At 32.9% G+C, this 22,720-nt stretch carries 21 protein-coding genes; 9 read left to right on the top strand and 12 right to left on the bottom strand.

What is annotated here, in order from left to right; translation table 11 throughout:
* Positions 1–173 precede the first annotated feature (173 nt).
* The 7 genes from HNP99_RS04840 (at position 174) to HNP99_RS04810 (ending at position 7,029) form a co-directional block, all read left to right on the top strand.
* Positions 174–644, top strand: coding sequence for a nuclear transport factor 2 family protein (locus HNP99_RS04840; protein WP_173851871.1), 471 nt, complete (start codon positions 174–176; stop codon positions 642–644).
* A complete protein-coding gene (locus HNP99_RS04835; protein WP_173851869.1) occupies positions 644–1,090 on the top strand; it encodes a DUF1572 family protein in 447 nt (148 codons plus the stop codon). Before HNP99_RS04840 ends, HNP99_RS04835 begins: the two co-directional genes overlap by 1 nt.
* A gap of 239 nt (positions 1,091–1,329) precedes the next feature.
* A complete protein-coding gene (locus HNP99_RS04830; RefSeq protein ID WP_173851867.1) occupies positions 1,330–3,108 on the top strand; it encodes an APC family permease in 1,779 nt (592 codons plus the stop codon).
* 34 nt (positions 3,109–3,142) lie between these two features.
* A complete protein-coding gene (locus tag HNP99_RS04825; RefSeq protein ID WP_173851865.1) occupies positions 3,143–3,952 on the top strand; it encodes a mechanosensitive ion channel family protein in 810 nt (269 codons plus the stop codon).
* A 2-nt stretch (positions 3,953–3,954) separates the two neighbouring features.
* The gene (locus HNP99_RS04820; protein ID WP_173851863.1) at positions 3,955–4,854 is read left to right on the top strand and encodes a mechanosensitive ion channel family protein; all 900 of its coding nucleotides are present in this window, start codon (positions 3,955–3,957) and stop codon (positions 4,852–4,854) included.
* A 3-nt stretch (positions 4,855–4,857) separates the two neighbouring features.
* Positions 4,858–6,093, top strand: coding sequence for a cation:proton antiporter (locus HNP99_RS04815; RefSeq protein WP_173851861.1), 1,236 nt, complete (start codon positions 4,858–4,860; stop codon positions 6,091–6,093).
* Between the two features lie 117 nt (positions 6,094–6,210).
* On the top strand, positions 6,211–7,029 hold the full coding sequence (locus tag HNP99_RS04810; RefSeq protein WP_173851859.1) for a transporter: 819 nt from the start codon (positions 6,211–6,213) through the stop codon (positions 7,027–7,029).
* Between the two features lie 106 nt (positions 7,030–7,135).
* Here the strand turns inward: HNP99_RS04810 and HNP99_RS04805 are convergent, their stop codons facing one another.
* From HNP99_RS04805 to HNP99_RS04770, 8 genes are all read right to left on the bottom strand, one after another.
* On the bottom strand, positions 7,136–8,188 hold the full coding sequence (locus tag HNP99_RS04805) for an o-succinylbenzoate synthase (RefSeq protein ID WP_173851857.1): 1,053 nt from the start codon (positions 8,186–8,188) through the stop codon (positions 7,136–7,138).
* A gap of 371 nt (positions 8,189–8,559) precedes the next feature.
* A complete protein-coding gene (locus tag HNP99_RS04800; protein ID WP_371810438.1) occupies positions 8,560–9,759 on the bottom strand; it encodes a tetratricopeptide repeat protein in 1,200 nt (399 codons plus the stop codon).
* Positions 9,760–9,957: 198 nt separating this feature from the next.
* A complete protein-coding gene (locus HNP99_RS04795) occupies positions 9,958–10,635 on the bottom strand; it encodes a metal-dependent hydrolase (RefSeq protein ID WP_173851855.1) in 678 nt (225 codons plus the stop codon).
* 24 nt (positions 10,636–10,659) lie between these two features.
* Entirely contained in the window at positions 10,660–11,622 is a 963-nt protein-coding gene (gene menA / locus HNP99_RS04790; protein ID WP_173851853.1) for a 1,4-dihydroxy-2-naphthoate octaprenyltransferase, read from the bottom strand.
* 71 nt (positions 11,623–11,693) lie between these two features.
* Positions 11,694–13,199: a PH domain-containing protein gene (locus tag HNP99_RS04785; RefSeq protein ID WP_173851851.1), complete on the bottom strand. Its 1,506-nt coding sequence runs from the start codon at positions 13,197–13,199 to the stop codon at positions 11,694–11,696.
* Positions 13,199–13,714, bottom strand: coding sequence for a PH domain-containing protein (locus tag HNP99_RS04780; protein WP_173851849.1), 516 nt, complete (start codon positions 13,712–13,714; stop codon positions 13,199–13,201). Before HNP99_RS04780 ends, HNP99_RS04785 begins: the two co-directional genes overlap by 1 nt.
* 33 nt (positions 13,715–13,747) lie before the next feature.
* Positions 13,748–14,581 (bottom strand): 1,4-dihydroxy-2-naphthoyl-CoA synthase, encoded by an 834-nt coding sequence (locus tag HNP99_RS04775; protein WP_370566999.1) that lies wholly within the window; start codon positions 14,579–14,581, stop codon positions 13,748–13,750.
* Positions 14,582–15,219: 638 nt separating this feature from the next.
* Positions 15,220–16,074 carry a CvfB family protein gene (locus tag HNP99_RS04770; RefSeq protein ID WP_173851845.1) on the bottom strand — a complete coding sequence of 285 codons (855 nt, stop codon included), beginning with the start codon at positions 16,072–16,074 and terminating at the stop codon, positions 15,220–15,222.
* Between the two features lie 329 nt (positions 16,075–16,403).
* On the opposite strand from HNP99_RS04770, the gene HNP99_RS04765 reads away from it, so the two are divergent.
* On the top strand, positions 16,404–17,756 hold the full coding sequence (locus HNP99_RS04765) for a M28 family metallopeptidase (protein WP_173851843.1): 1,353 nt from the start codon (positions 16,404–16,406) through the stop codon (positions 17,754–17,756).
* Positions 17,757–17,820: 64 nt separating this feature from the next.
* Here the strand turns inward: HNP99_RS04765 and HNP99_RS04760 are convergent, their stop codons facing one another.
* Together HNP99_RS04760 and menD are read right to left on the bottom strand one after the other, a co-directional pair.
* The gene (locus HNP99_RS04760; RefSeq protein ID WP_173851841.1) at positions 17,821–18,165 is read right to left on the bottom strand and encodes a DUF2853 family protein; all 345 of its coding nucleotides are present in this window, start codon (positions 18,163–18,165) and stop codon (positions 17,821–17,823) included.
* A 234-nt stretch (positions 18,166–18,399) separates the two neighbouring features.
* Positions 18,400–20,064, bottom strand: coding sequence for a 2-succinyl-5-enolpyruvyl-6-hydroxy-3-cyclohexene-1-carboxylic-acid synthase (gene menD / locus HNP99_RS04755; RefSeq protein WP_173851839.1), 1,665 nt, complete (start codon positions 20,062–20,064; stop codon positions 18,400–18,402).
* A gap of 138 nt (positions 20,065–20,202) precedes the next feature.
* Here menD and HNP99_RS04750 point away from each other — a divergent pair, with 138 nt between their 5' ends.
* A complete protein-coding gene (locus HNP99_RS04750; protein ID WP_173851837.1) occupies positions 20,203–20,700 on the top strand; it encodes a GNAT family N-acetyltransferase in 498 nt (165 codons plus the stop codon).
* Between the two features lie 61 nt (positions 20,701–20,761).
* Here HNP99_RS04750 and HNP99_RS04745 read toward each other — a convergent pair whose 3' ends face one another.
* Together HNP99_RS04745 and HNP99_RS04740 are read right to left on the bottom strand one after the other, a co-directional pair.
* Complete coding sequence (locus tag HNP99_RS04745) at positions 20,762–21,349, bottom strand: glutathione peroxidase (protein WP_173851835.1); 588 nt, start codon at positions 21,347–21,349, stop codon at positions 20,762–20,764.
* 141 nt (positions 21,350–21,490) lie between these two features.
* Positions 21,491–22,720, bottom strand: a 1,230-nt coding sequence (locus HNP99_RS04740) for a TonB-dependent receptor domain-containing protein (protein WP_371810437.1), incomplete at its 5' end; no start/stop codon positions are given.

Here is a 22,720-nt window from a genome sequence, read left to right as displayed (position 1 = left end):
AAAACCAATGTTTTTTTAATTAAATAGTATTTAATTATTATAACAACACTTACTTAAAGTCGAGAAATTATTTTCTCGATTTTTTTTTATTTTATAAATAAGCGACCTAAATTATTGATAAAAGTAAAATGTAATCTTAAAAAATGTATTTTTACTAGATACTTTATAAAATTATGACTGAAAACGAAAAAACAATCCATAAATTCTATAGCGCTTTTGCGAAAGCAAATTACAAAGAAATGGTAACATGTTATCATCACGATATTCAATTTAGAGATCCCGTTTTTAAATCTTTAAGTGGTAAAGAGGTCAGTAATATGTGGCAAATGCTATTGGAACGAAGTAAAGGAAATATAAAAATTGAATTTTCAAACATACAAGCTGACGATTATACCGGAAGCGCACAATGGATAGCAACGTATAATTTTAGTAAAACAAATAGAAAGGTTGTCAATGTAATTCATGCTAGCTTTAACTTCAAAGACGGCTTAATTATTAAGCATCAAGATAATTTTGATTTGTGGAAATGGTCAAAACAAGCCTTTGGTATTCCTGGATATTTGTTGGGATGGACAGGTTATATGCAACAAAAAATTCAAACTACAGCAGAACAGTCTTTAAAAAAATTTGAACAAACAATCTAATGTTAGCCAATATATTAAAAGACAGCTATAATCGAGATCTAAACAAACTCAAATTAGAACTTATGGCTTATTCTAATCAAAGTGACTTGTGGTTGACCGATAAAGAAATAACTAATTCGGCTGGTAATTTATGTTTACACCTCATAGGAAACCTTAAAACCTATATTGGTGGCGCTTTAGCAAATAGCAATTATACTAGAAACAGACCCGAAGAATTTTCTCAGATAAATATTTCTAGAAATCAATTAATAAAGCAAATTGATGCTGTTATAATCGAGATAAACCAGGTTTTAGACACCATTACCACAACAGCATTAGAGTGCGACTATCCTATTTTAGTATTTGATAAAAAAACTACAATAGCGTATATATTGACCCATTTAACGACACATCTTAGCTATCATACGGGGCAAATTAATTACCACAGGCGCTTATTATCATCTTAAATTAGTAAAATTTTCTACATTGTTTATTAATACTTTTAGATTAAAAGCTTAAAAATAGTAAAAACAAATCCTTGGATTCCAAATAATTAAGTAACTACATCATTAAAGTTAGTAACAGTATAAAAATCTAAAACACAGTATAACAATAAGCTAATACATACTTTTTGGGTTTGTAGGATCTAATTAGTATCTTGCAATGCTAAATAAATGTTAAAATAACGATAAATTATTATATTAAAATGAAAAAAATAATGCACAAAAAACTGAATGAATTACAAGCAACAGCAATTTGCGGAAATGACATTAGCTCCTCCTGTTTGTATGTTTCTGCACTTACTATAATGTACGCAGGGCAATATGCTTGGATTTCTTTATTATTTGTTGCTGTAGTACTGTTTTTATTTAGAAAAATATATGGCGAAGTAGTTGGTGCCTTACCTTTAAATGGAGGAGCATACAACGTACTTTTAAATACTTCTTCAAAAAGATTGGCTTCTGTAGCGGCAACCTTAACGGTACTGTCATATATGGCAACTGCAGTAATTTCAGCTTCTGAAGGAGTGCACTATTTAAGTAATATAATTCCTCAAATACATTCTACATTTAGTTTATTCTATATTGAGTTCAGCTTTATTACAATTGCTACAGTAATTATCTTATTGATTTTTACCACCTTAGCTATTATAGGTATTGGAGAGTCAGCAATTGTTGCAGTGGTCATTTTTATCACGCACTTATCTACATTAACTTTATTAGTAATTGCTTCAGTTTGGTTTATATTCATGAACGGATTTGAAGTTTTTAGTATGAACTGGAGTCTGCCTATTACATCAGGAACAATTGTCAACGCCTTGTTTTTAGGATTTTCGGCGGCAATGTTAGGAATTTCTGGTTTTGAAAGTTCGGCCAACTTTGTTGAAGAACAAGAAGTTGGTGTTTTTCCAAAAACACTTCGTAACATGTGGGCAATTGTTAGTTTTTTCAATCCCGTAATTGCGTTATTACTTATTTGTATCATTCCCCTAGCACAAGTGGGAGAACACCAAGAATCATTGCTTGCCTTTTTAGGGCAAACAACTGGCGGATCCTGGTTAGCTTATTTAATATCTATTGATGCTGTTTTAGTATTATGCGGAGCTGTACTGACTTCATTTGTTGGAGTTTCTGGATTATTAAACCGTATGACATTAGATAGAATTTTACCTAATTACTTTTTAAAACAAAATAAAAGAGGTTCTAATTACCGTATCATCATTAGCTTTTTAGTTTTATGTGTATCGGTTTTATTTGTTACAAAAGGAGATATCATAGCTCTAGCAGGTGTTTACACATTTTCATTTTTAGCCGTAATGGCATTATTTGGAATAGGAAACTTACTATTGAAATTTAAACGAAAAAAATTACCAAGACCTGAGAAAGCACGAGGTATTTCTGTTGTAATTGCTGTGGCGTTAATTATCACTGCTTTTATTGGAAATATGAAATTGAATCTTGCTTCTTTTTATACTTTTTTACAGTATTTAGTGCCTGCCTTTGGTTTTGTAGCCATTATGCTTAACCGTTCGCTAATCATTAGACTTTTAATAGAAGCTTTAGAATATTTCTACAAACCGTTACGTAAAATGGTCATCTTTAGTAACCGTTATTTATTAAAAATGAATCTAAAGATAAATTCCCAAGAATTTGTATTTTTTACTAAAGGAGACGATGTTGCAATCATAAATAAAGTAATGCAGTACGTTCAGAATAACGAAACTACAAAGAAATTAAAAATTGTAAATATTAATAAAGATCAAGAGGATAATCAATTATTGATTAAAGATTTAAAAGTACTTGATCGTGCTTACCCTGAAATCGACATTGAATTCATTGAATTAGAAGGGGAATTTGGACCTAAAATCATTGATGAATTATCAATTAAATGGGGAATTCCTAAAAACTTTATGTTCATTGGTTCTCCTGGGGATCGTTTTTCATACCGTGTTTCTGAACTTGGTGGGGTACGTTTAATTATGTAATTCTAAACAACCAAGCGCTTAATTTAAACCATACATGGAACAAATATTATACTATACGCTTATTAAAATAGGTGCTTATAACTTACAAATTATAAGCATCCTTAAGCTTATAGCTTTTATACTAATTATTCTAATAACTTTAAAAGTAATTAGAAAAGCAATTTATCGAATTGATAAGATTGATGTTGGTAAAAAATACTCTATCTACAATTTGATAAAATATTTAGTAACTGTCGTTGCCATAATCATTGGTTTAGAAATGTTTGGTTTCAACTTATCTGTATTGGTTGCAGGTTCTGCAGCATTGCTTGTAGGTGTTGGTTTAGGATTACAAAATTTATTTAGTGATTTTATATCAGGAATTATTCTTCTTGTGGACTCCTCTGTAAAGGTTAATGATGTTTTAGAATCAAATGGCTTAGTATGTATTGTAAAAGAAATCAATATGAGGACCACGACAGTACTTACCCGTGATGATAAATTCATTATTTTACCCAATTCTGATCTAACAAGAAACCAATTAATTAACTGGACACATAGCGACATTACATCAAGATTTGATGTAGCTGTGGGTGTTGATTATACTTCAGATGTTGACCAAGTAATGCTATTACTAAAACAAGCAATTGACGAGCAAGAAGGCGTTTTAAAAGAACCAAAACCTTTTGTACGTTTTAATGATTTTGGAGATTCTTCGTTGGATTTCGGAATTTACTTCTGGTCTGAAGATGTGTTTAGAGTCGAAAATAGAAAAAGCGAACTAAGAGTTCGGATATTTCAATTATTTAAAAAACATAACATCACTATCCCATTTCCACAACGCGTTGTACATATCAGTAAATAAATATGGAAGAGCAAATTCAAGAATACCTATATAATCCCACTGTTGGAAAAATTGTGACTTTTCTTATTGGCGTGGGCGTTATCTGGGTTTTAATAAATCTACTTCAAAAAAAGTTGTTTACTAAAATACAAGACAACGACAACCGCTATAAGGCAAAAAAAATAAGCACTTTTATAGGTTACCTAATAACAATCGTATTTCTAACCATTGTATTTAGCGATAAACTAGGTGGATTTACAGTTGCCTTAGGAGTTGCAGGAGCAGGAATAGCCTTTGCTTTGCAAGAAGTAATCGCTTCTTTTGCAGGTTGGCTAGCCATCATGTTTGGTGGTTTTTACAACACAGGAGATCGGGTTCAATTAGGCGGAATCAAAGGTGACGTGATGGATATTGGCGTCTTACGAACTACTATCATGGAAACAGGACAATGGGTTGATGGCGATTTATATAATGGCCGCATTGTTCTTATTGCTAATAGTTATGTTTTTAAAGAACCCGTTTTTAATTACTCAGGCGATTTTCCGTTTTTATGGGATGAAATTAAAATACCTATTCAATACGGAAGCAATTATGACAAAGCACAAGAAATTATCTTAAATGCAGGAAATCTAGTTGCCAAAGACCTAACAGCTGCTTCTAAAGAAAAATGGCATAAACTCCAAAACAAATACCGTCTTGAAGAGGCTCAAACTGAACCAATGGTGTCGCTTGTAGCAAATGACAATTGGGCTGAATACACGCTGCGTTATGTTGTGGGGTATAAAAAAAGAAGGGCTACTAAAACAATATTATTTACCAAAATAATGACCGATATAGAAGCCACAAATGGTCTTGTAAAAATGGCCTCTGCTACATTTCAATTGGTTCAAGCACCCGATTTTAACATTAATATTAAAAAATAACAAATGGATTTCTTTCATCTTTTTTCAGTGCTTATCGTGCTGTCTGCTGGTTTTGCATACATTAATTTCAGAATTTTAAAACTTCCCAATGCTATTGGATTGATGTTTGTTTCTTTAATTTTCTCTTTTATCATGTTAATTCTTGGTTACTACTTCCCTTCATTCAAGGAGAGTATTGCTGTCAAAATGGAGGACATTAATTTTAGTGAATTACTTCTAGAAGGTATGTTGAGTTTTATGCTTTTTGCAGGAGCTATACATATTAAATTCAAGGATTTAAATAACGAAAAACTGAGTATTTTACTTTTTTCAACAATAAGTGTACTGATCAGTACTTTTGTTATTGGGTTTGCTAGTTTCTATTTGTTAAACTTTATGGGTATAAAAGTAGAACTGATTCACGCCATGCTATTTGGAGCCTTAATATCCCCTACTGACCCTATTGCTGTATTAAGTATTTTAAAAACAGCTGGAGTGACGAAGTCATTAGAAACTAAAATAGCAGGAGAGTCCTTATTTAATGATGGTGTAGCAGTTGTGGTTTTTATCACCATCTTAAAACTAGCAAAACCAGGCACTGATTTTGATTTAACAAATATCTTGATGTTGTTTGGACAAGAAGCAATTGGAGGATTACTATTAGGAGTCGCACTAGGTTATATAGGCTACAAACTTATTGCAAGTATTGATAACTACCAAGTAGAAGTTTTAATCACACTAGCTATTGTAATGGGTGGCTACACATTTGCGCACTACACACATGTTTCTGGACCTCTAGCAATGGTTGCTGCTGGATTAATTACCGGAAATCAAGGGAAAAGTAAAGGTATGTCTGATATTACTGCGGAATATATTGATAAATTCTGGGAATTAATTGATGAAATCCTAAATGCAGTATTGTTCGTTTTAATTGGTTTAGAATTACTAATTATACAAACTAATCAAAAGATTATTATCGCTGCAGTAATCCTATTATTTATAACATTAATTACAAGATATATTTCTGTTTACATTCCGTCAATTGCGGTACGTTTAAAAGAAAGAATTACTCAAAAAACGATTCTTATCCTTACTTGGGGTGGACTGAGAGGTGGTATTTCTATAGCGCTTGCATTATCTATTGCACCAGAATATAACAAAGATATCTGGGTAACCATTACTTATGTTATTGTTTGTTTCTCTATTTTAGTTCAAGGAATGACAATAGGAAAATTTGCTAAAAAAATGCAATCAAAATAAAATCACAATACATTATTTATAGCATATCAAATCCGTTTTTTAAATAAAAACGGATTTTTTTTGTTTTTTTGTCAGGAAAAATCATGTTTACCGTCTAAATAATAAACCAATAAATATATGAAAAAGAGTATTTTAGTATTATTTATAGCTGTATCCGCTCAGCTTATCCAAGCGCAAAGTCCATGGACTAAAGAAAAAGGAAAGGCTTACGTTCAACTAGGTGTGTCAGGCCTTTTTTATGATAAAGCACAAATTGATGGTGAAAAAATTACTCTCGGAGCTGATTACACTGATGTCACTACACAACTATATACCGAGTACGGAATTACAAATAACCTAGAAGCTTTGCTTATTGTTCCTGTAAAATTTGCTAGCTTTGAATCTAAGCTAACAAATGCTTCCGGAAGTATTTCTGGATTAGGAAACCTAACTTTTGGGCTTAAATACAAGGTTTATGATCATAAATGGAAGATCAGTACTGGATTACAATTTCAAGCTAATACTTCTAAAAAAGATGTAACAAACAGCTTAAGTACCGACTTTAATGCCGCAACATTTATTCCTTACTTAAGTGTAGGAAGTAGTAGTGGTAAATGGTATTATTTTGGAAATATAGGGTATGGTTACATGACAAATGACTACTCTGATTACTTAAAATTCGCTGCTGAATTAGGGTATAACATCATCCCAAAAGGACACCTTATACTGGCCTTGGATACTAAAAATCCCGTAGCTAAAGAAAGTGCTTTTGAAAATAATACTTCAAAATGGCCTTCTTATTTGGACCGTCAAACTTATAATGCATTTGGTTTAAAATTTAATTATGAGTTTTCCAAAGACAAATACGGTGCTAATATAGCAACATTTGGCGCTTTTGGAAACGATAATGCACCACTTGCCCCATCAATTAACTTTGCAGTATACGCTAAATTATAAACCTATTTAAGAAAAAAAACAACCCAGTTTTTACAATAAAAAAGCGATTCTTACAACCTTGTGAGAATCGCTTTTTTTTTGTGAAGTTTAAAGTTAGAATCAAACCTTATAGAGCTGCTAAATCATCAAAATTAAATGACCAATTAACATCTTTTTTATACCACAATTGCCCTTCAGAAACTAGCAAGGGGCAATCAAAATTATTAGTATAAAGCGCTCCAGTTCCTAAACCTTGAGGCATTTTATTTTGCTTTAAATACGTCCATTGTGCAATAGCATTTAACCCAATATTACTCTCTAAAGCAGAGGTAATCCACCAGCCAACATCATGCTTTTCAGCTAGCGAAATCCATTCTTGAGTTCCTTTATAACCACCTATAAAACTCGGTTTTAAAATGATGAATTGTGGTTTGATTTTGACTAATAACGCCTCCTTTTCATCATAATTAAACACACCTATCAGCTCTTCATCTAATGCAATGGGCAAAGGAGTGATTTTGCACAACTCTGCCATACTGTCAGTATTGTTTTTTTGAATAGGCTGCTCAATGCTATGTATTTTAAATTCAGTTAATTGTGTTATTTTACTTAAAGCTTTATTTATATCAAACGCACCGTTTGCATCTACCCTTATTTCAACCTCTTCGGCTGTGAAATTCTCCCGAATATAACTCAATAATTTCAATTCTTTATCAAAATCGATAGCACCAATTTTTAACTTGATACAATGAAATCCTTGTGCTAGTTTCTCTTCTATTTGCTGCTTCATAAACAACGGTTCCCCCATCCAAACTAAGCCATTAATTGGAATCGATTTACTACCTTCAGTAAACGGTGATGGAAACAGTAAAAAAGGATTTTCACTAAGCAAAGATTGAAATGCCATTTCAACACCAAACTGTATTGAAGGAAACTCAATTAACGCTTCCCAAAGTTGGTTTTCACCCAAATGAATATTATTGCAAGTCCACTGCAATTTTGATTCATAATCAGGTCGATCATCAATACTCAAGCCACGTAAAATTCCGCACTCTCCTATTCCTTTTTTACCGTCTTTTTCAAGTACAATAAACCAAGTTTCTTTTTGGGTTAAAACCCCTCGAGAAGTTCCTGAAGGACGCTTGAAGTCTAAAATATATTTATGGTAAGTTGCTTTCATTTTATAATGTTTTTTTTAATTGCAAAAGAGCGTAAATATTTTTCACAAAGGTTCGCTAAGTTTTATTTTAATTAATCTCGACTACGCTCGATTTGATAATTTCTTATCATCTTGAAAAAAACCTACTGTCAATACGAACAGAGTCAAGAACTCGTTTTACAATTTCAAAATCAATCTCGACTACGCTCGATTTGACAATTACTTAACATCTTGAATAAAACCTACCGCTAATTCGAGCGGAGTCGAGAACTCGATTTGACACTAATTATCCTCTTGTGCAAAACCTACTGTCACTTCGAGCGGAGTCGAGAACTCGTTTACAATTCCAAAAAATCAATATCAGCTCCGCTCGATTTGACAAAATAAATCGCCTATTTCACCAACTTCAATACCTTATCAAAATCATCCGAATTTAATCCCGCTGTTTTGAATACTTGAAAATCTTGCTTCATCTTTTCAACCCAGCTCACGGTATCGGTAACGTTTTGAGATTGGTACTCTTTATAAATTGCTTTTGCGTTTTTATAATCGTCGTTTAGTAAATAGGCGTGCGCTAAACGGAGTTTAATCAATAACTCTGTTTCATCTAGTTTTTCACCTTCTTTTAAAAACTTTATGGCTTTTGCATATTGCTTTGTCAAAATGTAATCAAAACCAATAGCACTATAATCCTTTACGGTAGCTTTCCTATCTGCTATTATCAAGTTATATTGCGCAATTGCGTTGCTGTAATCGCCTCTTTTCTCAAAATCTATAGCTCTAGTCCTAAACGCTTCATTTTGCATCTTAGAAGCCCCTGTTTCAACGAAGCATAGGTCACCAAAATCTTTATAATCCTTAGCTTGTTCTATCGCTAGCATTTTTTGAAACTCTTGGAACTTGTATTTTTTTTGAATTTTTTCTTCTACACAAATACAAAAATCATCTGAATTGACCATTTTTCTGGCTAACGAGGATGTTTTACATTGATTAATTACCGTTTTTCGGTTGGCTAATGTCCAGCCACGGCTAAGCTTATTATCTACCCAAGGTACAATTTCGAGTACGATTTTTTGTTTCATAATCCAATTTGAACTTTGAAAACCAAACCACAAACTACTGCTACTTGATTGCATGCAGCTCGATTTATCAATCGTAAGGCGTTTGGCATCCTTACTTAACGGCATGTTTTGAATAAAGCAGGCATTATCAGTTTTACCCGTTTTTTGATAGGCTGTAGCCAAATCATTACTAGTAAAAATTACGTAATTGCATTTATCATCTCCGGAGATTTTTGACATCAAGAAAACAGCACCTGCAGATCCTTGACTTATTCCTGTAGGATCAGGAATGGCTTTTAAAAGCGATATTAGACTCGTTGCTAATTGCTGATTATCATCTAGAATGGTAATGCGGTAAATTAGCTCTGTTGTTCCTATGGGAAAATCATCGGCTTTGAAAATTGTGCGCTCTCCAGCAGAAACAATTAGTTCTTTAGTTATGGATCGTTGCTGGTCCCAAAAACCATCTTGTTGCGCAGAAGCTGCTTGATAAATAATGCTAATGAATAGCACAGAAAGTATTTTTTTCACTGGTATGTATTTTAATAACAATAAGCCCTAGCCCAGATGGAAGTGGAAATCCTTTGCGGCCTTCCCGATTTTTAAGGAAGGCAACAAAGATTGCAACGTACAGCTGGAAATAGCTCCTAAAAACGAAACAACTTTAAAAAAATATACCATTAAGACCAAAGTATTTCTCCGGTTGCTTAATGGTATAAAATGAATTATTTATAAATCGATACTTTGTCCAATGTCGAGCAACATTAAATCTTTGCCTGCATCAAAAAACTTTTGAATGGCTTCTTTATGATTGATTTCGATGTATCCAAAAGTATCGTAATGATATCCTAAAATTTTATCACAACCTACAAAATTAGAAGCGATAATAGCATCCTCAACATCCATAGTAAAATTATCACCAATAGGTAGAATAGCCAAATCTAACTTGGTACGCATAGGAATTAGCTGCATGTCCATTGTTAAAGCAGTGTCACCGGCAACATAAATATTTTTATGTTCTCCTTCAATTACAAAACCTCCAGGATTACCTCCATAAGAACCATCAGGAAAAGAACTTGAATGGATTGCATTGACATACTTTACTTTCCCGAAGTCAAAATTCCAACTCCCACCGTGATTCATAGGGTGTGCCGTAAGTCCTTTAGCTGCGTAATGACCTGCGATTTCGGCATTAGACACGATAACGGCATTCGTTCTTTTAGCAATAGTTTCTACATCTAAGACATGATCACCGTGTGCATGAGTAACTAGGATATAGTCGGCTTTTAAAGCGTTAATATCAATGTGTGCTGCTAGTGGATTTCCTGAAATAAATGGATCCACTAAAATATGTTTGCCTCCTACTTGGATACCCAAAGAAGCGTGTCCGTAAAATGTAATTTTCATTATGTGAAATTTAAAAATTTATAATTATCTACCTCCTAAGAACGTATTGACAATAACATCCGAAACAAAATAAATCATGCTCAACGCTAGCAATATAGAAAGTGCAAAAGTGCTAAGGGCTAATTTTTTTAATTCTGGGTCTAAAGCTTTTGGTTCTTGGTTTTTATATACGTTGATTAAATGTTTAGTCAAAGGTATGTAAGCTAGTAAAAATAGGTATTGGTCAAACTGAAAATCGCTTATTATAGCAAAAACGACCACTAAAACCATAGCGGTAATAACCAAGAAATAGTGGTATTTTTTAGCATTTTTCCCTCCCATTTTCACTACAACTGTATTTTTTCCTGCAGCTTTATCTGAAGCTTCGTCGCGCATGTTGTTTAAATTTAAAACACCTACACTCAATAAACCTATTGCTGTTGCTGGTAAAAAAAGTTTAAAATCTAGTTCCTGAGAATATAAAAAATTCACTCCCAAAGTACTTACAAGTCCAAAAAATACAAACACAAATAAATCACCAAATCCTTTGTAGCCGTAAGCTGAATTCCCTACAGTGTATCGAATTGCTGATGCAATTGCTACTATTCCTAAAACTAGGTAAAACAGGGAGTAATACAAATTCGTATCTGCGAAAGCATAAAAAATTAGCAATATTGCCGATACTAAGGTCAACAGTGACGTAATAATTATAGCCCGCTTCATAGCTGCTGGAGTAATGACTCCGCTTTGAATTGCGCGCATCGGTCCTACTCGATCTGCATTATCAGTTCCTTTGACTCCATCACCATAATCGTTAGCAAAATTAGATAATATTTGTAATCCTAAAGTTGTCAAAATAGCAAAACCAAATATTTTCCAGTTGAAAACATCAGTTGGTGTCAAGATATTATCTGTTGGGTGTGCCAATGCATAGATGCTTCCTACTATTATACCAGAAACGGACAAGGGTAATGTTCGTAGTCGTGCAGCTTCAATCCAATGTTTCATTTTTATTTTATTTATTTATTATTCTTTTTATTCTATTCTCTATTTATATTTATTCTGTAACCTTACAAAACTCACATCCAATTGCTATTAGAAACTTCTATTTTATACAGCCATAAATTAACATAGTCTTTAATAGTCGAAAAATTTCCTAACTGAAAAGACAGGTTTCCGCCTGCGGTATGGATTGTAACTGATCCAATATTAGCTCTTTTGTGCCAAAATAATTGCGATGTGGTAATGGCTTGTATTTTTCCTGTTTCAACAATGGTATTATCAATATCCCAAGCGCCACTTTGCTTTATGATAAAATCATTTGTGATAAATAAACGGTTGTTTCTAAATCCAAAAACCAATATCGTTCCTACAAACAATACATAGCAAACTGCTCCTATAAAATATTGAAAAAATTGTGGCTCAATATAATATGCAAAAGCCATATACCCACTAAAAGGCAATACAATGGACAAAAATATTGAGAATACTAACTTCCTATAATTTGGTTTTAAAGCCAATCCTTTCTCAGGTATTGTATTGTATAAAAGCGCTAAAATCGCGTCTTTTTCCTCCTTATTACATCCTGGAATCTCAATAAACGCTTTCTTCTCTTGTTTTTCGCCGCTGGTAGCTTGCTTAATTTTAAGTTCCAGAATATTCATTTTCTTCTGAAAATAATTACTAGTAATGGTAACTAACTGCACTTTATCTGACTTGATGATGGTACTTTTTGTACTCAGCAATCCAAATGATAACAGTAACGATCCGTTTTGCTTTACTATTTTATAATCGAAATATTTAAAAATTACACGAATCAAATTAATAATTAAAATCAAACAAAGCATTACCAACACTATTGGTATTATAAAGGTACTCTGTTCAAAAAAACTATCAATGTTTTGATTTTGAACTTCAAAATCCGACTCTGATAATATGTTCTTAGTGTTTTCGTAAATTGTAATAAAAAAAGCTAAAATCAAACTGAACGTTTTTACGTAATTTGATGTGATTCCAACTTTTAACAAACTCAAAAAACTAATTTTGATAAACGATTCCTCAGCCGTTTTTTCTTGTATCGTTTCTACATTAAAAATCCCTTCATTTTCAACAACTTCATTATTTTCCTTTTCTAAAAGTCTCGCTTTTAAGGCTAATGCTAATAAATGAGTGATGGCCTTAATTTGCCCTTCTTTTTCAGCGCTTCCAGCTGTGTCTACATTAATTTCATAAACATTGATCAACCGCTGAATAAACGACTGATTGATATTTACTTGTTGGATTTTATCCAGTTGGATAATAGTTTTTGTTTTATTCAAAATACCCTCTTGAATCACAAACTCCTTATTATCTATATCCAGATAAAAGGTGAAATTTTTATATTTTAAAGAAGCAATTCCCGCAATCAATACTAAAAAAACCAAAACACCTAAAATTAAGTATACTTTATCTAAGTCTTTGAATCTAATAAAATAGATTAACACAACAGGTCCTAAAGCACGCAACCATTTTTGCAGCGTATTTATAAACATAATCAAAATCCCTACTGAGGATTGCCTTTGTGGTTGTCCAAATTGTTCCTCCATTAGAGTTTCTTTTGAATTTTACCCATCAACAGCTGTTTGATATCTTCGGCTTGCGCCAAAGCAATTCCTGGAATAGCAATATCACTCGCGCTTCCTCCTGCTGTGAATATTTCTACTTTGGCTAGCCCAAAAATTCTAGCAATAAATCCTTCATGTAAAGCCACGTGTTGAACTCTGTTATACGGAATTACAATAGTATTTGTCGCGATAACACCGCTCTGAAAAATAACATCATGAGTTCTAAATGCAAAGGCTTTTTTCTTTACGCTTAAGGCTGCAAACAAAATAACAAATCCAAAAAACAACCCAAAAAGCCCCAATAACGGCATCCAGAATTCTTTTAAACCTGGGTTAAAAAACAATAGAGCACCAAGTCCGATTCCTAAAATCAAAAAAGTAATCAGAATATTAAGTCCAATAACTTTCCAATAATTAGAATCCAACTTAGACAACGCCACAGTTTCAAATCGAGGAAGCTTTGTGGTGTCAATTACTTCATTTGTAAAATGCTCCATGTAAATTATTTAAATTTTAAAATATTGAAAGTTTTATGGCAACCATTTTTTCTCAAAGTTTGGCTTGCGTTTTTCAAGAAATGCGTTTCTACCTTCCTTAGCCTCTTCAGTCATATACGCTAAACGAGTTGCCTCACCAGCAAAAACTTGTTGTCCAACCATACCATCATCAGTAAGGTTCATTGCAAATTTTAACATTTTGATCGCCATAGGAGATTTTCCTAATATTTCTTGCGCCCACTCATAAGCGGTGTCTTCTAATTCAGCATGCGGGATTACGGCATTTACCATCCCCATATCCATTGCTTCTTGAGCATTGTAATTGCGACCTAAAAAGAAAATTTCTCTGGCTTTCTTCTGCCCTACCATTTTAGCTAAATAAGCCGACCCATAACCACCGTCAAAGCTAGTTACATCAGCATCTGTTTGTTTAAAAATGGCATGTTCTTTACTCGCAAGAGTCATATCACACACTACATGCAAACTATGTCCACCACCTACAGCCCAACCTGGAACTACAGCAATAACTACTTTTGGCATAAAACGAATTAAGCGTTGTACCTCTAATATATTTAGACGGTGTTGTCCATCCTCACCTACATATCCTTGATGTCCTCTTGCATTTTGATCTCCTCCACTACAAAAAGAATAAACGCCATCTTTTGACGAAGGCCCTTCTGCCGAAAGTAAAACCACTCCTATCGAGGTGTCCTCTTGAGCGTCATAAAAAGCTTGGTATAATTCCGCTGTTGTTTTAGGTCTAAAAGCATTGCGCACATCAGGTCTATTAAATGCAATACGTGCAACGCCATTACATTTCTTATAGGTTATATCTTCAAATTCTCTAGCAGTTATCCAGTCCATTATATGAGTTTTAAATTTTATAGTGTAAAATTAAATCATTTTTTACACTTTACAACATTCAACAATAGCTAAAGCTGAACTAAATCGCTCATTCCATTTTCTAATAAAAAAAAATTAGAAAAAAAAATATACTTTTAACAGTTTGCAATTGTATTTTTCACTAATTTTATAACTGTTAATCAACACAATACAGTTGGTTATTTTATTTTAACTGATTTATTAACCTAAAAAAAAGAATGCTTTTGAAAAATTCAAATTGCTTTACCACTCTTTTTTGCACGGTACTCAAATTAAAAATCGAAGAAAAAGAGCCCAATAGGAACTTATTAAACGAAATAAGGATATTTCAATAGTAACCCCTAAGGTTAAAAAGTAGATTACTATACTTTGATTATACACTAATCAATAAAATGAAAAAGTAAAATCTACTCGTAATAATAGCAACCAGATGGCAATAATGTGAATTTGAGCCTCAATTTTATTTAATAAGTAAAAAAAGGTAAAGACTTAAAAGTAAGACATTATAAAGTAATGGCTTTGCAAAATGCAACTATAACACGCAATTCATAAGGTGTTATAAATAGAAAGACTAACCGGCAACGATTAGTCTTTCTTTTTTTTATATCAATTCTAAGATTTAATTACTCCTTAATCAAGTAAATTCCGTCTTCTTTAATTTCAATTAATTTTTCTCTATATAAAGCACCTATCGCTTTCTTGAACGTTTTCTTGCTCATTTTCAACACAGTTTTAATATCTTCAGGGTGAGAACTATCTGTAAGGCGTAAAAAACCACGGCTCGCTCTCAATTCATCTAAAATCAAGTCGGCATTAGGCTCAATGCTTTCATAACCTTGAATTTGCAATGCAACATCAATTTTATTATCAGGACGAATGTTCTTGATGTAGCCACGCATACGGTCTCCTGTACGAATTGCATCATCATAAACCTCATCTTTATAAAGCAATCCTTTGTGACGCTCATTGATAATAACATTAATTCCAATTTCAGTAATATGCGAAACAATCAACTCTACTTCTTCTCCTTTTTCTACCGTAAGCTCTTCATTTTTTAAGAACTGGTTGGTCTTACTTGAAGCAACAAGACGGTTAGTTTTTTCATCCATATAAAGGTAAACCAAGTAACGTTTTCCTTTTTCCATAGGACGTGCTTGCTCTTTAAACGGAACTAAAATATCTTTTTCCATTCCCCAATCCATAAAAGCACCTATTTGGTTGACATAATTCACACGTAAAAGCGCAAATTCATTCAACAAAATATACGGTTCTAATGTAGTAGAAACGGGACGTTCTTCATGATCCAAATAAACAAAAACAATGAGCTCTTCCCCTATTTCAAATTCGTTTGGAACGTATTTATTAGGCAACAAAATGTCATGTATTCCTTCAGGATCTTCTTCAGGATTCCCTAAAAATAATCCCACTTTGGTATCTCGTAAAATGGTAAGCGTATTGTATTTTCCTATTTCAATCATATTCTTTCAATTTCTAAAGCGCAAAGGTACGAAGTTTGAAAATAACAAACCCACACTAGCCCATAATTACTAGTTATTTTATATAGGAGCAGCAACTATCCTTTTCAAAAACACGATTTGTCCTGCTGTACGCAGTATCTTTTTGGCTGAACACCAGCCAAAAAAGGATACTTGCTCCCATCAGGGCTAATTAACAACTCCTTTTTTATTGAATAACGAACACAAACAACTCCCCAAAAGCTTAAACAACTATTAAATTTATTTTTACTGCTTATAAACCTTAATTTTTTACTTATTTTTAAATTTTCAAACACAAATACCCTAAACAAATGAATCCAAAACCTATTTTCTATCTTTTTGCATTGCTCTTCTTTACGCAAATAACTATAGCCCAAATTACTGTTGATGATCCTGAAATAAAAAAAATGGTTACTGAGATCAAAGCAGATAACCTTGAAGCCACTGTAAAAAAGCTCGTTTCTTTTGGAACCCGCCATACCCTAAGCGACACTAAAAGTAACAGTCGCGGAATTGGAGCAGCACAACGCTGGGTAAAGTTGGAGTTTGAAAAATATGCGTTGGCTTCAAATGGAAGATTAACCACTACTATGGATTTTTTTGATGTAAAAGCCGATGGCAAACGCATTGCAAAAGACAGCCAACTTGCTAATGTAATGGCTACCTTAAAAGGAACTGATCCTGCAGATGACCGTGTACTTATTGTTAGTGGACATATAGACTCTAGAGTTACTGATGTTATGGATGCAAAAGCAGACGCACCAGGAGCTAACGATGATGGTTCAGGTGTAGCGGCTATGATGGAGCTTGCTAAAATTATGAGTAAAAGAGCTTTTCCTTATACAATAATTTTTGTAGCTGTTACAGGAGAAGAACAAGGTTTGTACGGTGCAAAACATTTAGCCGAAGTCGCCAAACAAGAAAAATGGAATATTGTTGCCATGCTTAATAATGACATGATAGGAAATAGTTTGTCTAGTGGAACAAACTTAAGAGACAATACTAAATTTCGTGTTTTTAGTGAAGCAACACCCTATTTAGAAACTGAGGACGAAGCTAAAATGCGCAAACTAACAAATAGAGACAATGATAGTCCGTCTAGATTATTAGCACGCTATATTAAAACCGTAACTGAACAATATGTAGAACAGCTTGAAGTGAATCTTGTGTATAGAAACGACCGTTTTTTACGCGGTGGTGATCACACTCCTTTTAGTCAAAATGGATTTACAGCCGTTCGTTTTTGTGAAATGAATGAAAATTTTGACCACCAACACCAAGATTTGCGTACAGAAAATGCAATTAAATATGGAGATCTTCCTGAATTCATGGATTTTGAATACCTCAGAAAAATTACAGCTTCAAATTTAGTTACATTAGCTAACTTAGCTTGGGCACCTAAATCACCTACAAATGTGGTTATAGAAGTAAAAGATTTAACTAATTTCTCTACTTTAGCGTGGAAACCTGCAAATGATAAAAAAGTTCATGGCTATCAAATATTAATTAGAGAAACCTCTGATGCCAACTGGCAGAAAAGTGTTTTTGTAACTGATACTCGAGCAACTATTCCTTATTCTAAAGATAACTTTCTTTTTGCAGTGCAAGCAGTAGATGAGTTAGGACATGCAAGTTTGCCTATTTTTCCCATACCTGTACGATAAATTTAAAGTTTACCCATAAAAAAAAGCGCCATTAAGGCGCTTTTTTATTTATATGTGGTTTGTATTATTTATTGTAAACACTTTCTTTTTTAAAGTGAACAGCTAATAAGTAGTAAACTACAGCTCTATGTTTTGTTTTGTTTGAACGACCGTATTTTTCAATTACTGCATCAATAGCTGCGTCTAAATCAGGTCCATCTTTTAATCCTAATTTTTTAATTAAAAAATTATTTTTAACCGTATCCAATTCTGATTGTTGGCTACCAGCAACAGTTGATGAATCAGCATTATAAATCGATGGTCCACAACCAATAGTTACTTTGGTCAATAAATCCATATCCGGAGTTACTCCACATTTGTCTTTTAAATCTGCTGCGTATTTTACAATTAATTCGTCTCTCTTGCTCATAAAAATATATTTAATAATTAAGGTTAATGGTTTTTATTATCTCAAATTTAAGGATTTATTCAAAAAGTAGCTATAATTTTACCAAAAATTATTTAAAATAAAGATAATAAGTTAAAAAATCCGATAAAAAACATAAAAACAAAGCTTTTAAAGATTAAAACACAAAACAAAGAGGTATTTCTCGTTAAAACAAAAGCATAATAAAGGTATTCTACCAAACATGATTTCTTGATTTTAGATCAATTCCTTAAAAAATTGAAGCAATATCTTATCATTAATTAATGTAGGTGTAAACACTTCTAAAATTGCTGGTTTCTCATTATTTTCAAAAAATGCAGGTAACAATGCTACTAAATCAGTTTCATTAGCTACAGCATGGTAATTCATATTGTACATTTTAGATAAATGCGCAGCAGTTAGATCATGTGCTGTTTCAAAGAAAGTATTAAATACTTCTGTTTCTTCATGACCAGGCAGAATTCTAAATATTCCCCCTCCTCCATTATTGATCAAAACAATTTTAAAATTTCTCGGAATATAATTATTCCACAAGCCGTTACTATCGTATAAAAAACCAATGTCTCCGGTAATGAATACTGTTTGCTTTTTATTGGCAACAGCTGCACCAATTGCCGTAGACGTGCTTCCATCAATACCACTTGTTCCTCGATTACAAAATACTTCAATTGAAGGATCAATATCAATTAACTGCGCATACCTAATGGCGGAACTATTACTGACTTGTAATTGGGAATTTTTAGGTAATGACTGAATGACCTTTTCAAAGACTTTAAAGTCGGAGAATGGAATTTGAGCTAAATATTCTTCTGTTTTTAACTTGCGTAATTGTACTATTGCATCCATTTTATGGAAATAATCACTTTTTATTTTGGTATCAACCAAAGGTATAAAAGCATTAAAGAAAACGTTAGGACATACTTTAAAATGATGTGTCAATGCACCAAAGGTATCGTAACCTCTTAAAGTATCAATATGCCAGTGATTAGTTGGTTTGTACTTACGTAGAAAAGCCTTGATTCTTTTAGAAACAATCATTCCTCCAAAAGTTAGCAATATATCAGGACAAAAATCCTCGAAATCTGTTGGTGTAAAAGGCGTAATTATGGTGTCTATGTTATTAATAAATGTAGGGTGATGTAAATTAGAAGTTGTTTCTGTCATTACAATAATTGAAGGATCTGTGGCTAGATGATCCATAATGGCTTGCTCTACAAATTCAGGTGGATTCACTCCTACTAGAATCATCTTCTTGCTTGCTTTGTTCCAAATATCTCCAAATGGAGCCAATTCATTCGTTGTGATTGCAGGAGTAAATTTTGCGGAAGCGGTAACTACAGGCGAAACCGAAAGTGCAGTAACCGTCTCATACAATGGCTCTTCAAAAGGCGCATTGATGTGTACGGGTCCACTTTCTTGAATGGCGGTATCAATGGCTTCACAAATTAATTGATCATTTACAACTGAAGCTTCTTCGGTTAGATTGGCATTATACAAACAATGATTTGCATAAACATTTTCTTGACGAATGGTTTGTCCATCCCCTATATCTATTTTACTTTGTGGTCGATCAGCAGATATCACAATTAGCGGAATTTGACTGTAGAATGCTTCGGCAAAAGCGGGGTAATAATTTAATAAAGCAGAGCCAGAACTACAAACTAAGGCAACTGGTACTTTTTTTTGTTGTGCTATTCCTAACGCAAAAAATGCTGCCGAACGTTCATCAGCAATACTAAAACATTCAAAATTAGTATTTGTAGAAAATCCTAATGTAAGCGGTGCATTTCTAGAACCTGGAGAGATTACTATGGTGGTGATTCCTTTTGCACGACAAATTTCGATAATGCTTTGCGCTAAGGGTATTTTTGGGTAAATCATTCCTTTTTTAGTTTAATTTTAAGGATTTCGAGTTTAAAACTACTGGAAATCTTAATCCAAGCAAAGTTACAAACTTGCATCCTCATTTCGTTTTATTTTAACTGAATTTTCTTAATTTTGGAAACAAATAATACTATTATGAATATCCAGTTAAGAAACTATAAAACGGAAGACACTCAAGCCATACTTGACATTATAAATTATAATATCATACACTCTACAGCGCTTTATGATTACAACATTAGAAGTTACGCAACGCAACTTGAAATGCTAGAAGACAAAGTCAAAAAAGGTTTTCCTGTTATTATAGCTGAGCTAGACGGTGTTGTTGTTGGTTTTGGAATGTACGGTGAGTTTAGATTTAAAGAAGCTTATAAATTTACTGTAGAGCATTCCGTTTATGTGAATAATGATATTCATGGTAAAGGGATAGGCAAACTTTTATTGTTAGAATTGATTGCTATTGCAAAAAAACAAGGCATACACACCATGATTGCAGTGATAGATTCTGAAAATCAAAGTAGTGTTGATTTTCATGAAAAATACGGCTTTGAAACGGTAGGATTAATCAAAGAATCAGGATGGAAATTTGAGCGCTGGTTGCACTCGGTTTTTATGCAACTGATTTTGAAATAGAAAAATGCTAATTCCTTCTCTTAAATTAATTAGGAGTAGGAATTAGCATTTTTCACTATTTTTATGCTTTAATCCAGTCAATAACTGATGGATCTGTAGGTAATGTTTTTGGAGATATTACTTTTTCTAGTTCTCCGTTTTTATTAATCAAGTATTTCTGGAAGTTCCACTCCACATCAGAATCTTGAAAACCATTTTTTTCTTTTTGAGTTAAAAACTCATAAACCGCGCACATATCATCACCTTTTACAGATACTTTATCCATCATAGGAAAAGTAACTCCGTAATTCATTTGACAAAAAGTAGCGATCTCCTCGTTAGTTCCTGGTTCTTGTGATGCAAAATTATTAGCTGGGAAACCTATTATAACAAAATCTTTAGTTCCGTATACTTTGTAAATTGCTTCCAGATCTTTGTATTGTGGTGTTAACCCGCATTTTGAAGCTGTATTAACAATCATGACTTTTTTACCTTTTAGACTTGCGAAGTCAAATATTTCACCTGATAAATCGGTTACTTTAAACTGATATATATTTTGTTTTATCATTGTTTTTTCTGAATTTATTTTTAGGTGCTTTTTATTTTGTGCTTGTGTGTAATGAGCCATTAAGAGTAATGCACTGCAAGTAATCAAGACTAATTTTTTCATGGTTTCTATTTCGTTATAAAATTAAGTAATTAGCATGATAATACCTCCATTGTTCTCATTAATTAATGGACATAAAAAAGCCCAGCAAAACAAACAAAGCTGGGCTTAGTAACAAAAACAAACAAATTATAAATTCTTTGCCTAAAAAGTATAGGTAATTTTTCCTTTCATAAAAAACGGTGTTCCTGGGGTAAAGTGTATTTCTTCAACACTATTGGGTTCGTTTTGCAATCTTGATTCGGTTGCGAATTGTGTTTCATTCCACTCTGTGTCAAAAAGGTTTTCAATTGATACCCCAAACGTCACACTTTTATATTGGTAGTTAATATTAAAGTCGGCTATTGCATACCCTTTTGCAACAATCGAATTATCTTCATTAGCGGGACGGCTTTTTAAATAACGGTAACGCAACCCTCCAGAGAATCCTTTCCATTTTTGAAAGCTCAATCCAGCAGTCGAAGTAAAGTCTGGTGCAAGCGGAATGTAATCTTCGCCTTTAGCTTCGTCAATACTACGTGCATAAGTATAATTTGCGTCAGCGTCAAAATACAACCAGTTATTTAACTGATAACGCAATCCTAAATCCACTCCCATTCTTCTAGTTTTTCCGCTAGGCTCAATAATTCCTGCATCACCTACATATACAAACTCTTGCTCTAAGTACAAATACCACAGCGCTGAGTTAACTAATAATTTAGGAAAAGGTTTCCAAATCGTCCCTAAGTCAGTGCCAATTGCAGTGGGTAAGACTTGTTTACCATCGTTTTGCACCACCACTCTCGTATCATTTGAATGGAAACCAATTCCTGACTTTAGATAAAATTGTAAGTCATTATTTTGAGAATAAATAAAATTCAGCTTTGGCGAAACTTTCACTTCAGTTTCTGTTTGCGTTTTGTAAGCCGTTTGTAATTTATCTTGATAATTAAATTTAAAATAATCCACTCTTACTGCTGGATTAATAAGTAGTTTTCCAAATTTAAACTCGGTGTTTAGATACGTAAAACCATTTGTTTGATCAATATCCCCTAATTTTAAATTTTCAAGAACGGTAGTTCTATTTAAAGTATGTGATAACTCTGTATCTACAGCAGCATCAGAGCGAAAACCAACGCCCAACTGGAACAATACATCCCAATTATTGTTTTTTATACTTTTATTTAACTCGGCATTCATGCCATATATTGAACGGTTTTCCTTTTGCTTTATCTGATCACCATTAATAGGATCATCCAAAAAAAAAGTAAAATTAGAATACAACTCAAAATCATATTTAGAATCATTGTTGTCCGATAAAAAAAGAAGCCAAATTAATGGCTTCTTAAAATAATCGTAATTTAGAGTTGCAAAATTCAAATAACGATGGGTAAA

Source organism: Flavobacterium gelidicaeli (assembly GCF_013294005.1).
Classification (GTDB): domain Bacteria; phylum Bacteroidota; class Bacteroidia; order Flavobacteriales; family Flavobacteriaceae; genus Flavobacterium.
This window is presented reverse-complemented; position numbering and strand designations above follow the sequence as displayed.